A 12,819-nucleotide genomic window follows, 5' to 3' on the forward strand; every position below is an offset into this window, starting at 1 on the left:
CGTCTGGGGCGCATACGCAAACAATATTTGAAGTCGCCAGTATACACGGAACAAAAGCAAAAAAAAGACCCTGAAAAACCGCATTATACCATTAACATATTAAAATAACATAAATATTAAATAATAAAGGTAATCAATATCAATAACTTTTTTTAGGCCGCAACGGCCGCACGTCTGTTTTTTGGCTGCTGGCGCGGCATTACGCGATCTGGAATTTTTGCTTTTCTCCGCCCGGGTATGCAGCTAGCGGAGCAGCAAACCGGATCGCCAACAGATGCAGAACTGCCCGCGTGGCATATGCGGTTTTGGTTGCACACGCCAAAGCAAGGGGCAGGCAAACAGCCTGCCCCCATTTTTTTGCGGCGCTCAGCGCCCGGATTTGAAGGCGTGGCGGCGCAGATTACTATTTGCCGTTGCGAGGGCCGGAGCGTCTGCCCTGCCCGCCGCGGCTGCTTCTTTCCTGCCGGTCTGGGCGTCGCGCTGGCCGCTGAGCTGGCCTATCATGTCTGTCTTTTTTGTCCTGACGGTCGTCGCGACGATCGGGCCGATCATGTCTATCCTGTTTGCCCTGATGGTCGTCGCGGCGCGGACGATCCGACCCCTGAGGACGGGAGGGCCGCCCTCCCTGACTGCCGCGGTCGTCGCGGCGATCCTGCCGATCATCACGGCGGGGTCTGTCATCGCGGCGGGCGCGGTCGTCACGAGATGGGCGGTCTGACTGCCCCCTGCCTGCGGATGTGTCGTCATCCCTGCGGTATGCGGGCCGTTGCCCCTTGCCTGCCCTGTCGCCGCCGTCACGGCGATCATGGTCGCCGCGCCCTTCCCGATTATCCCGGTTGTTACGGGTGTCCCGACTTTCGCGGCCATCGCGGCTTTCCGCATCCCGCCTGGGTGTTACGGGCCTTTCGCCCTGCGAATGGGGGGGGCTTACCTTCAGGGCTCCGCTTTTGCGGTCGCGCTCGGCTCCGGGGGCCACCGTCACGGTCAGTTCCTCGCCGGAGGCCAGAGCCTCGGCATTTTCGAGCAAGAGCATGCCCTTGCCGGAACAGGCGTAGCGCGCCCGGCCTGCCAGACCGGGAACAAGAAACGGGGCGGAAAGCACCCTGGCAGATACCGCCGGTCCGTTTTCCGCAGGCGATTCGGGCAGGGCGGCGAGCAGCAGGGGCGAAAGACTCAGGCCGCTTTTGCCAAGGCCCGCAGTCAGCGAGATATCTTCAAGCCAAAGGGGCGCACCCTCGCTGCCAAAGGTAAAGTGACACCACGTACGCCCGCCCTGGCCGCGCAACAAGGGGCAGTCGAGCTGGTGAGGACACGGGGCAAGAGCAGTCAGCCCGCCGTCCACGGCCAGCTGCCGCAGGCGCATGATGGTGGAGCCGCCAAGACGGGTACCCGGTTCCACAAACAGCAATGCGGGGCCTACGGCAGCGGGAGCATCCGAGTTCTCCTCCCGCTTGGCCCCAACATGGTCAAACAGGGGGGAGAGGGATTCAAGAAAACTGTCCAGCCGGTCCTCGCGGCAGCCTTCGGGCTTTTCGCCGTCCGCGCCGGTATCGGAGTTGCCGTCAAAATCCGGATCGTCGCCATCCAGCGAGTCGAACTCGTCCTCGTCCTCTATGGCGCTTGCGCCGCGCGAGTGCTTTTTGCCAAAGCGCAGCTCGTTGAGCACATTGGCGGCACTGACCAGCCAGGGACGCGCCCGACCGCCTGCCAGCAGGGGCGCGGCCTGCCGCACCACCTGATCAAGCGGCGCGCGGGCCACCCGCACGGGCCAGACGGGCTGCCCCGTCATCTCGCCCAGCACTTCCATAAGGGTTTTGCCAAGCTCCAGCGGCTGCGACGATGTGTCGAGCGCCAGCACCCGCAGGGGGGCAGTACGCCACTGCGGCCTTGCCAGCCAGAGCGCCAGCGGCAGCGTCAGCGGGCCGGAACCCACATCCACCAGCAGGGCCTCGCCCCCTTGGGGTGCAACACTGCGCGGATCGGGCAGCGGCAGGCTGGCCAGCATGCGCGTGAGGCGCACAAGGTTCCACGGCAAAAAGTAATACAGATACGCGCTGATGGACGCGGGGGAGCTCCAGTAGGGGCGCGCGAGGCCAGCGCGCTCTGTGGTCAGCAGGCGCGACAGGTCTGCCACGTCGTCGGGCAGCGAACGCCGGTGAGCGGTGTTGAGCGGCCACACCTTTGCCAGCGCCTCGGGCAACATGTCCAGAATGCGCATGGTCTCCGCCGACATTGGCGGAAAAAGCGCCCTCGCGGCAGGCCAGGCGGATGCCGCTAGTGGCTGGCGCTGACCCGAAGGAGCAAACGTTTTTTGCCCGTCACGTACGGGTCTGTCGCCAGCGCGGTCGCTGCGGCGCTCAAACCGGCCGTCGGCCCTGTCGTTACGGCGGTTGCCGGGGCGGTCGCTGCGCTGCCCGTCACGCCGGTCTTCGCGCCTGTCGGACTGCCTGTCGGGACGCCCAGCGGCGCGGCTCCGGGAACCGCCGTCCTCCCGCCTTTCGGAACGCTCACCCGGACGGTTGTCACGGCGGGCATTGCCGCGGGCACGGCTGTCGCCCTCGCCCGAGCGGCGACCTCGCCGACCTGAAGTATTGGAAGAATCATCTTTGGCGGACATTTAAACTCCAAAGCGCATATGGCGCAGATAATCATTGTGAAAATTCGGTTGATCCACAAGGGAAAGCACAACGGCGTCTCGGCACAAGCGGGACAAGGCCCCCGCTTTGTCCCCCTGCAGGGCCAGCAGGGCCGCGCCGTCCAGCGCTGTATTGCCTACGGCGCGGATGCGACGGGTCAGTGCGGCAGGCACAAAGCCCAGGGTTTCAAGATCGTCGGGGTTGGCGTGCTCGCCCAGAGTACCGGCCAGGCACAGGGCCGCGACCTTGCCGGCAGGCAGGCTTGCCGCCCGCAGCAGCGCCTCCAGCGCCAGTGCAAAGGCCGCCTTTACCTTGAGGAGTTCCTCCACATCGGCGGCGGCCAGCCACATGCCGTGCGGCAGATGCAGGCGCGCCCCGGCCCCTGACAAACTGCACTGGCCGGGCGTTTCCAGCCCAGCGGTCAGCCTGCGGGCCAATGGCATGGCCGGGTTGGCCACAAACTGGCCGTCCTGACGCAGCCCCCCCGCCCGCAGCAAAACAGCCAGCAGCGACAGATAGCCCGTGGCGCTGATGCCCCGCGCCGTGCCTGCCAAACCCTGCCCTGCGGCGGCAGCCGCCTGACTGCAGGCCGGGCAGGGGCACATGCCGCCAGCGGCATGCTCATGCGGCGTCTGCGAAGTGTTTTTTGCGGCCGCGGTCTCATAAAACCGCGCTGCAATCCCTGAGGGGGCAAGCGCAAACCCTGTAATCACGCCGGGGCCGGCCAGTTGCCCGCATTCGGGGCCGATGCCTTCAAGGGCGGGGCCCAGGGGCACGCTGGCCAGCCACAATCCGCCTGCCTCCGTTACCAGGGCCAGCTCGCCGTTGGTGCCAAGGTCGGCCAGCACGAAGGGGCGGGGAATGTCCGCATCGAGCAATGCCGCCAGCCCGGCGCTGATATCGCCGCCCACAAAAGGGGCTGGCAGCGGCGGTATATATACCGGCGGCAAATCCGGCAGAGTTACGGTTTCATCCCCGCTGTGAGCAAGTCTGTATGGGGCGGCGCACAGCCCCTCGACGTCGCGGTTGAGAAAAATATCGGTCATGGCCGTATTGGCGGCCAGACACATGCGCCCTACCCGGCCCCTTCCGGTTCGCAGCAAATAATCCACTATCCGCCGCAGTTCCTGCCGCGCCAGCAGGGCCAGCCGCTCGCGCCCGCGAGGTTCGCGCGCCACGGCAAGGCGCGACATGACGTCGGCCCCGGCCCCGGCCTGCGGGTTAAGCTCGCGGCCCTCGGCAACGGGCACGCCACTGGCCGTAAGCGCCCGCCAGCACAGCGAGGTTGTGCCCAGATCCACAGCCAAAACCAGATCATCCGTGCCGTCAGCAACGTAGCCTGACTGGCCCTCGCCGGAGGCCTGCGGCCTTGTCGCCGTCAGGGGCAGCGGTTCCGAAGCCAGCGGCCCAGTGGCGCCCTGCGGCGGCGCAAGACTTTCCGCAGGCAGCTCTAGCTCAAGCGCCGCCTCGCCTGTCAGCCCACCAGCGTCGGGGACTTGACGGCGGCAGGCCAACCGCCAGCCAGCCGCCAGCTGCTGCGGGGTAAACACCGACTCCTCGGCTGGCAAAACGGGCGGCGCATGGCGCACAAAACGCACGCGGCAGCGCCCGCAACGCCCCAGGCCGCCGCACAGGGGCAAGGGGCGGACCAGGCCGGAAAGCCAGATGGCGTGCGAAAGGCTTTGCCCTGCACTAGCGGCAATAGTCAAGCCCGCCGGGGCCTGCGCAGCACTTCCAGAGTTGGGGGCACCGCAGCCGCCAGCTAAAAAAAGACGCACCAACATTTATTTACCCTGCCTGAAGCCCCCGCTAAAGGCAAGCGCGCCGCTGCTGCGGGCCGTGCGGGCAGCCTGCGCCGACAGGCAACGCGCTTGTCAAAATGGCCTTTATCTTGCATATTCCACTGCATGGTCGTGCGCGGCAATTTTCGTCCGCAACATACTTTTTCACGACTGTTCCGAGGCTGGCATGAATAAAGTTCTGGCGCAAGACGAAGTTGATGCCCTGCTGCGCGGGCTCTCCGGCGGAGAAATCGAAAGCGAAACCGAGACGCAGGAAGATGAATCCGGCATTGTCTCCTTTGACCTTGCAAATCAGGATCGCATCATCCGCGGGCGTATGCCCGTGCTCGAAATCGTCAACGACCGTTTTTCGCGGCTTTGCACCAACGCGCTTTCAAACTCCGTGCGCAAGCGTGTGGAACTGAACCCCATATCCATTGACATGACCAAATTTGGCGAGTTTATGCGCTCGCTGCCGGTGCCCACATCCATCAACATCTTCAAGATGGACCCCCTGCGCGGCAACGCCATCATGGTTGTCGATTCGCGTCTGGTTTTTGCGCTGGTCGAAAACGTCTTTGGCGGCGCAGGCTCGCAACCCAAGGTCGAGGGCCGCGAATTTACGCGCATCGAGCAGGCCGTGGTGGACAAAATCGTCAAGATCGCCCTGGACAACATGGAAGAATCCTGGCGACCAGTGCACGACGTAAAGCTTGAACTGGTGCGCAGCGAAATCAACCCGCAGTTTGCGGCCATTGTGCCCCCCAGCGACGTGGTGGTGGTCATTACCTTTGAGGTGGAGCTTGATACCGCGCTGGGCTCGCTGATCATCTGCCTGCCCTACGCAACCATTGAACCCATCCGCTCCAAGCTGCACGCCAGCTTCCAGACCGAGCGCCTCGAAGTTGACCATGCCTGGGTTGCCCGCCTTAAAGAGCGCCTGCTCGAAACGCCGGTGGAAATGAAGGTGCAGTTTGGCCGCACCACCATCACGGGCAATCAGCTGCTGCGCATGCAGGTAGGCGACATCATTGTGCTTGATACAGACCAGGAAGACATGCTCAACTGCACGGTGGCGGGCGTTACCAAGTATCAGGGGCTACCGGGCACCATCAAGGCCATGAAGGCCTTTCAGATCATCAAGGAAAACGAACCGCAGTACACCTGATGCGGGCACCCGGCCTGACATGCTGGCCGCCCCGTTATGCGCCCCGTCAGACGCGGGGTTTTACGCCCGGAAATGTTGGTGTTGCAGTTTTGCAAAGATAAAGGCCCGAGCCAGTCGGATGCGCCCTGCGCAACATCCGTCAGGCCCGGGTTTTTGCATTGCCGACGCACGGGTGGTCGGGGCAGCCGCGCGCAGCCCAAGGCTTCCCGCGCCCAAGTTTCCCCGCTCCCAACCGCCCGCAGCCCTGCAGCATAAAATTTTTGCTGGCGCGATGGGGTCGCCATACGACCAGCCCCTTTGTCAGCCATCAACCCCAGCCTGACACTCTGGCCGTCCCAGTGGCCGTCACGCTGGCTGCTGGCCCTGACCGCCGTCGTCTCCCTTGCCGGGGCAGCGCCCGCCGCAGCCGCCGGTGGGCAGCAAGGCAAGCCGATGGGCCCGCATCTCGGGCGCAAGTATGTGCACCCCGGCGGCTGCCAGATGCGGTACGACTTTGACGCCGTCGGGCACGGGAACATTGTTCTCGTACGCGCCAACGGGGGGGCGCAGCAGCACGCAGCTGCAGCCGGCGGCGAGCCCCGCCTGCATGTCGCGCACGCGGTCGCCGATCATCCATGAACGCGCAAGATCGATATTCAGGTCTGCCGCAGCCCGCAAGAGAAGTCCTGGCTCCGGCTTGCGGCAATCACAGGGGCCGGTGACCTCCGGCAGGTGGGGGCAATAGTACCAGGCGTCGATAACGGCGTTGCTGGCGGCGAGGTCTTCATTGATCCAGGCTTCAAGCGCGTGCAGATCGTCCTCGCCAAACATGCCGCGCGCGATGCCTGACTGGTTGCTCACCACCACCAGAAGGTAACCTACGGCATGGAACCGCCGGAGCGTTTCCACCACGCCGGGCAGCCAATGCCAATCCTCCTTGCGGTGCACGTAGCCCGTGTCATTGTTCAACGTGCCGTCTCTGTCCAGAAAGATGGCGCGACGCGGCGCCTCGGTCATGCTCATGAAATACCTAGCCTTGAGGGTTGCGGGTATCGGTTGGGGATGTACCGTGGCGATTTTGCGCCAAACTGCAAAAAATTGCAAAAAATCCCGGATGAGCAACCAATCCCATGCCGTAAAAAAACGAAGCGGCCCCCAATTGGGCCGCTTCGTTCCCAGCCTCTCAATGGTTGGGCATAAATAATGCTGCTGAACCCGGCGAGGGCTAGCTGACTTTGGGGGCTGTCATTCTGCGTTCCCACAGCCTCATCTCGTTCATCTTCTTGCGGCGCTCGCGCTGCAGGGCCTTACAGGCCAAAGGCGCTCCCTTTTTGAAGCCCCACTTTTCAAGATATTCTTCCGTGGTGAGCCCATGGGTCGACAAATGACGTTTCGTCAAAATTTTGAAGCTCTTGCCACATTCAAGGCAGGTAACGCTCTTTTCTTTGATCGACTTTCTGGCCTCAAGCACTACTCCGTCAAAGTCAGGTTCGCACACCTCGTCGCCAGCAGCGACAGAGTGTATGCTGACGGCAACCTTTTGAACATACGCCGTGATTTCCTCAGCACTCATGACCCTTACGCCAGCCTGAGCCTTGGCAATTTCCAAAGCACCCTTTAAAAAATCGTCCATCTTGTCTCCGCGATATATTAAGTTAACAAACTTTTGAACTACAAAGTTTCAGCACAAACACTATTTCGATAATGCAATTTGTGTCAACCCAATTAACGGCAATAGCCGTCAAAATTAAATAGGGCAAGACGCAACGAATAGGGAACCGCATAAACGGTGATTAAAAAAATACCCAATTCATATCTCTGGCCTTTTAGCCTGCTAAACAGCAACTCACATGTCGTTTTACCGTTGAACTGAAAATAATGTTCAAATTCACATCGTACTATAAAAAAAGAAACTGCCATGCAACATTTCATGATAATCACAGGTATGAACAAAAATTATAAAAATACATAAATGTAATTATACACAATATTGATGCTTAAATTTTAAGCAATAAAGACTGATCAACCAATTAGTTACAAAGTATAGTTGCAATACAATTACAAAAATTTTAATAAAATAATTATCATAAATGAATAGTAAACAATATAAATGAACCAATTAACATACACAGATCTCAACTATTATCACGCGCAATTCTAACATCATCATGCGAAAATACTACCAAAACGCTATCTTTGCCGCAAAACTAAATAATTTTACTAAACATTATCCCACATTCAGCATTGTAACTTTTGACTATTCAAGTATTTTTTATTGCGAAAATAATCAATTCAAGTACAACTTTTTTTAGTCAATCATAAAATACTATCTATGTTAATTGATTATTTTTTGAACGATAACAATTATGAGAATAATTATTTTTTAGACAAGCCATATATAATTGCAGATTATAAATCATGCAAGATAATTATAATAATAATTTTAGAACGAGTACATACCCGCATTCATATTGCGAGGTTTACCGCGCAGCCTTCACCCAGTTCACTTTTGTATCAAAAAATTTAAATTATTAATGCCGAGCAGCATATTCTGTTGAATTCTTGCCGATTCACTCGTAAATCACATAGCACGTGCGGCAAATACAACGCGGCGCTCCGTTATGCTGCGCGTAACTGGGATTATACACATCAGTGCGCTACTGAGGCGATAAGACAATGGACCGAAGCGTGAAAAAAAAATTCTACATCCGCATGCTGCGCATTCGACAAAGACTGGGCATATTCTGGCCCATACTGTTCAATGGCGCTGTGCTTTTTATCATATTCATACTGGGCAGTCTTGGATATAAGTATATAGAAGGATGGTCTTTTTTTGACGGTTTTTACATGGTTCTTATCACCCTTTCCACCATCGGGTTTGGCGAGGTGCACCCGCTTACCGATTCTGGAAAGTGGCTCACTACCTGCATTATTATTTCGGGCGTCATGTACTTTGCCCTTCTCATTGGTTATTTTGTGCAACTGGCTTCTGAGGGTCGCGTTTTTCAAATGATGCGGAGGCGCAGAGTGGACAAGGCAATAGCGGCTCTTTCGGGCCATTGCGTGTTGTGCGGGTTTGGGCTGGTGGGCCGCGTGGTGGCGGCGGAGCTGGCCGCGGACGGCGTGGATGTGGTAGTGGTTGAGACGGACGATAAAAAGGCGGAAGAAATTGAAAACGCCGGTTACTTTCTTGTTCTGGGCGACGCCACATCCGACAACGTCATGCAGCGTGTAGGGCTAAACAGGGCCAAGGCGCTTGTGGCTTCCATGTCCAACGACCCGGCCAACGTATATGTCGTGCTTTCGGCGCGCTCCATGAACCCCGACCTGTATATCGTATCGCGCGCCAGCGACAACCGCCACATCAGCAAGCTAAAAACAGCCGGAGCCAACCGGGTCATACTGCCGCACATGATCGGCGGGCAGTCCATTGCCCAGGCCATCCAGCGCCCGCTGGTCGAATCGTTTATGCATCGCAGCAGCGACGCCAACGATGAGGTGCAGCTTGACGAATTTGTGGTGTCCGACACCTCCCCCCTTGTGGACAAAAGTCTGGCGGAGGCGGCCCTGACCAAGACGCACGACGTGATCATACTCGCCATCAAAAGCCCGAAAAATCCCATTTTGCAAAAAACGCGCGCGGATACTGTCATGCGGGCGGGTGATATATTGCTGGTAGCAGGCTCAAAGATTCACCTGCAAGGGCTCAACGACATGATGTAGCCGCCCGCCCAGGGCAACTTGCCAATATTTGCCCCCAACCCTGCCCACGCAAAAGGCCGTCCAACAAAGGACGGCCTTTTTAATGACAGGCTCACAGTCAGGATGCCAGCAGGAATGCAAACAGAGGTTATCTTGCGCCGCTACAGAGATGACTGACTGATTTGTTTTACACGATAACTGCGCCACCAACTACTGCGATAGTTCAATAACATGGCAGCAAATTCCAGCAAGATTCACGCGCCAATTATTTGCTTTGCCCGATCCGACTGATTAGGGAACATATCTGAAGGCACAGCCTCTCTCCCCATTTTTTCACAAACCATATAGCGTGCACAATTTTTAAAATCGGCTTCGCAATATGTTTTTTTAAGAAGAGTTGCCGTACCCGGTTTATTGGCCATTTTATCATTGAAAAAAATACATTTGGCAATGTTTTCGCAAGGCATAATCCCCTCCTTGTTTTGTATGCAATAAACTATACATTAGTTAAAACTTCACAGCAATACATATTGATGCACAACTATGGTCATATTGCTATGATATTTCTATAAACTTGCAATAATTATTAACAAATTTCATTGATATTCTTCAGTGCAACCATTTATCTGTCAGTAAAAAATGCACCAAACAGATCACATATGGTTTTAAGCGTGTTGTGGATGTTGCTGCGGGCACTATATGTCAAACAGTATTCAGTTGTTTTTCCAGCGCAGCAAGCGTATTTCCCAACTTGCAACATATTTCAATCTATCTGGAGGCTTGCAATGAAGAAGTTTCTTTTTGTGCTCTCTCGTGGCCCAGAGGATCCTACTCGCGCGGTGCGGTGTTTTCAGTTTGCCAAAATTGCTGCGGAAAAGGGGCACGACACCACTGTGTTTCTTGTTGACGATGCGGTGTACCTTGCCAACCTGGGCATGGCCGAAAGGGTAAAATGCCCTACGGGCGATGAGCTGTTGCCCTACATGAAAGTGGTTCAGAATAAAGGCAAAATTCTTGTGTGCAAGCCCTGCGCCGCAACCCGCATGATCGGCGAGGACGACCTGCCGACAGGATTTGCCATCAGCACCGGGGTCGCCCTGATTGAACTGGCCGAAGACGCACAGGTTTTTTCTTTTTAGGTGTGCCCCTGCCCACGCAAAAGGCCGCCCAACAAAGGACGGCCTTTTTATGCCTTTCCATTGCTGGCGCTGAAACCAGCGCCCTAGACATCCTGCGTCTGGTCAGACTCCTGCTCGGCACGCATGTAGTGCTGTATAAAATCCTTGCGTTCAGCGGCGTAACGCTGTTCCGCCCTGAGATAGGCCGGGTCGGGATAAAAATCGTATCTTCCGTCCTCGAGCCGACGCTCCCTGAACTTGCGCTCAACGCGTACCGGGCGAAGCCCTGAAAAATAAAGCGCGTTGTGAAAGTAAAACATGCCTCGGTATTCAGCGGAAAGACCGTTTGTTTTGCGTATTTCATCATCAAGGTGCGCATTTTCCCTGTAGAGCGCGTGGCTGTGCCGTATGTACTGCTCGCTGCGGGCCATATACAGATTTTTTAGCCCTGCGGCCTTGAGCCTGGAGCTGAAGTCTGAATCTTCAATGCCGTAGAGGCCGTAGTCCTCGTTCCAAAACCCAAGCCGGGCATGCGTTGCCTGCGGTATGAGCACGCACGAGCCAACGCTGTACTCCACGGCAAAGCAGCCATCATCCGCCTTCAGGCCGGGCCAGGAATCTTCAATATAATACCCCACGCAACCGGCATCAGGATGCGACTGCGCTGTTTCTATGAGCGTTGTCAGCCAGTCGTCGCGCAGCACTTCAACGTCGTTGTCCAGCTTTACATAATACAGGGCGGGCACGGCAGCCCAACCAAGGTTTGCCGCAACGGCAACGCCCACATTGCGTTTGCACAACAGCAGGGAGTCAATGACCCCGCCGTTGTAAAGCTCTTGCAGATACGCAACGGATCCGTCCACGCTGTTGTTGTCGACGACAGTCAGATGCCAGCCGGGGCAGCGCGTTTTTTTGAGCGCATTGATGCAAGCAACAGTGGATTGAAGCCTGTTGAACGACGTAACCGTCACATTGGCTATGCATTCTGCCATCTGGAGCCTCCAAAAACATGTCCGAACAAAACGCCAACCGGCATACCGGCGCTGCCGCGATGCCCGCAGGCCTCGCCGCATGCGGGCAATCTGCGCCCTGGCAAACACCATGCTGGCAGGCTGCATGCTACAGTAAGGCTTACCCCGCCGCAATGGACCGCCCACTCGCAATGTGGCATTGAAAAGTTGGTGGTCCTGACATAGGAGCACAAGAACAGTGCACCACCACGCAACGCGGTTGCCTGCCTGCGGGTCAGGCGCAGGGCCGAAGCGCTTGGCGAAGGCGGCAGGTCGGTTCGGCAGCCCAGACCAGTAGACCAGACCGGCATATGGGCATTTTGATCTTTTTATTTGGGGTTTCGCGCATGATAACGCTGGCGACCTATACCTACAACGACCACCAGTTTGCCCTTGGGCAAATCCGCAATGCCCTGAAGCTGCGTCCCTTTGTATCTGAAATTATCGTGGTCGACGACTGCTCCGAGCCCCCCTTTGCTCTTGATGCCGAGATGCGGCTGCAAGGTGTAAAGCTTGTGACGCATACCGAAAACAGAGGGCCAGCCCTAGCCAAATGGTCGGCCCTGCAGATGGCCGCGCGCGAATATATCCTCTCTGTCGATTGCGATATGGAATTCAGCCGACAGTGGGTGCTGACGGCCCTTGAAACACTGAAAGACCCTGCGGTGGGGCTGGTGGGCGCGCGCATTGTAAGCAGGAATTACGGCGACCCCCTGTCGCGGGGCATGCACTACGATTCGCTGCACAGCCCCCGCCAAAATCCGGCCCAGTTTGCGCCGGGGGGGCTTTGGCTCATGCGGCGGCAGTGCTTTGTCGACCTGGGCGGCTTTGATGATTACCCGGACAGAACGCACGAAGACTGGTTTCTCTCGCGCAAAATTACGGCGGCGGGGCTGAAGATTGTCATCAACGAAGCTTTTCCGGCAACAGAACTGCGGCGTTTTTGCCGCAAGACCTTTGTGCGGCGTGAATCCGCATATCTGCAGGAGAGCTATAGGGCCATTATCACCCGGCTGGAGCCCTCGGCAGTGCTGGCGCACATTCAGCGGGAGCTCGCAGACGCCCTCGCCATAGCGGCCAGATACGATTGCGCCATGCTGGTTTATGTGCGGTTGGCAAGGATACTGCGGGCGCTGGCATGTGTGCTGGACGTGTACGCCAGTGCGCCCCTCACGCAAGAGTTTGCCGCCGCCATTGATCAGACGTTTTGCCGCTACGCGAACGTGGCGGCGGCGCTGCGTGAAGACTGCGACATCCCCGCCAGCGACGGTGCTGCGCGGCCAGCCGCCATCGTTGATCTGGTGCGGTTTATGGTCGACTGCCTGGGAGACGCCGTACTCGAAACGCTGGATACGGTGACCATACCCGAGAACAATGCCAGCGAAGCGCAGCGGGCGGCCGATTTTCATTACCTGTCGTGGTAGC

The 12,819-nt window shown here is 57.5% G+C and carries 10 protein-coding genes; 4 read left to right on the plus strand and 6 right to left on the minus strand.

Translation table 11 applies throughout. The annotated features are described in order from the left end of the window. Nucleotides 1–403: 403 nt before the first annotated feature. Nucleotides 404–2,617, minus strand: coding sequence for a small ribosomal subunit Rsm22 family protein (locus DDIC_RS10935; protein WP_136400469.1), 2,214 nt, complete (start codon nucleotides 2,615–2,617; stop codon nucleotides 404–406). Continuing rightward, entirely contained in the window at nucleotides 2,618–4,420 is a 1,803-nt protein-coding gene (locus DDIC_RS10940; RefSeq protein WP_136400470.1) for an ASKHA domain-containing protein, read from the minus strand. It abuts the gene before it with no gap. Between the two features lie 184 nt (nucleotides 4,421–4,604). Between DDIC_RS10940 and fliM the strand changes: the two genes are divergently transcribed. Further along, nucleotides 4,605–5,585 (plus strand): flagellar motor switch protein FliM, encoded by a 981-nt coding sequence (gene fliM, locus DDIC_RS10945; RefSeq protein ID WP_136400471.1) that lies wholly within the window; start codon nucleotides 4,605–4,607, stop codon nucleotides 5,583–5,585. Nucleotides 5,586–5,930: 345 nt separating this feature from the next. Here the strand turns inward: fliM and gmhB are convergent, their stop codons facing one another. Together gmhB and DDIC_RS10955 are read right to left on the minus strand one after the other, a co-directional pair. Beyond that, entirely contained in the window at nucleotides 5,931–6,587 is a 657-nt protein-coding gene (gene gmhB / locus DDIC_RS10950; protein ID WP_247647464.1) for a D-glycero-beta-D-manno-heptose 1,7-bisphosphate 7-phosphatase, read from the minus strand. A 202-nt stretch (nucleotides 6,588–6,789) separates the two neighbouring features. After that, nucleotides 6,790–7,197, minus strand: coding sequence for a MucR family transcriptional regulator (locus DDIC_RS10955; RefSeq protein ID WP_136400472.1), 408 nt, complete (start codon nucleotides 7,195–7,197; stop codon nucleotides 6,790–6,792). 1,055 nt (nucleotides 7,198–8,252) lie between these two features. Here DDIC_RS10955 and DDIC_RS10960 point away from each other — a divergent pair. Continuing rightward, a complete protein-coding gene (locus DDIC_RS10960; protein ID WP_168732538.1) occupies nucleotides 8,253–9,287 on the plus strand; it encodes a potassium channel family protein in 1,035 nt (344 codons plus the stop codon). Nucleotides 9,288–9,520: 233 nt separating this feature from the next. On the opposite strand, the gene DDIC_RS10965 is transcribed toward DDIC_RS10960, so the two are convergent. After that, nucleotides 9,521–9,733 carry a hypothetical protein gene (locus DDIC_RS10965; protein WP_136400474.1) on the minus strand — a complete coding sequence of 71 codons (213 nt, stop codon included), beginning with the start codon at nucleotides 9,731–9,733 and terminating at the stop codon, nucleotides 9,521–9,523. A gap of 318 nt (nucleotides 9,734–10,051) precedes the next feature. Between DDIC_RS10965 and DDIC_RS10970 the strand changes: the two genes are divergently transcribed. After that, complete coding sequence (locus DDIC_RS10970) at nucleotides 10,052–10,405, plus strand: DsrE family protein (RefSeq protein ID WP_136400475.1); 354 nt, start codon at nucleotides 10,052–10,054, stop codon at nucleotides 10,403–10,405. 83 nt (nucleotides 10,406–10,488) lie between these two features. Here DDIC_RS10970 and DDIC_RS10975 read toward each other — a convergent pair whose 3' ends face one another. After that, complete coding sequence (locus tag DDIC_RS10975; protein WP_168732539.1) at nucleotides 10,489–11,376, minus strand: glycosyltransferase; 888 nt, start codon at nucleotides 11,374–11,376, stop codon at nucleotides 10,489–10,491. Between the two features lie 329 nt (nucleotides 11,377–11,705). Here DDIC_RS10975 and DDIC_RS10980 point away from each other — a divergent pair, with 329 nt between their 5' ends. Then, nucleotides 11,706–12,818, plus strand: coding sequence for a glycosyltransferase family 2 protein (locus DDIC_RS10980; protein WP_136400477.1), 1,113 nt, complete (start codon nucleotides 11,706–11,708; stop codon nucleotides 12,816–12,818). Nucleotide 12,819: the final 1 nt, after the last annotated feature.

Source organism: Desulfovibrio desulfuricans (genome assembly GCF_004801255.1).
Taxonomy (GTDB): domain Bacteria; phylum Desulfobacterota; class Desulfovibrionia; order Desulfovibrionales; family Desulfovibrionaceae; genus Desulfovibrio; species Desulfovibrio desulfuricans_C.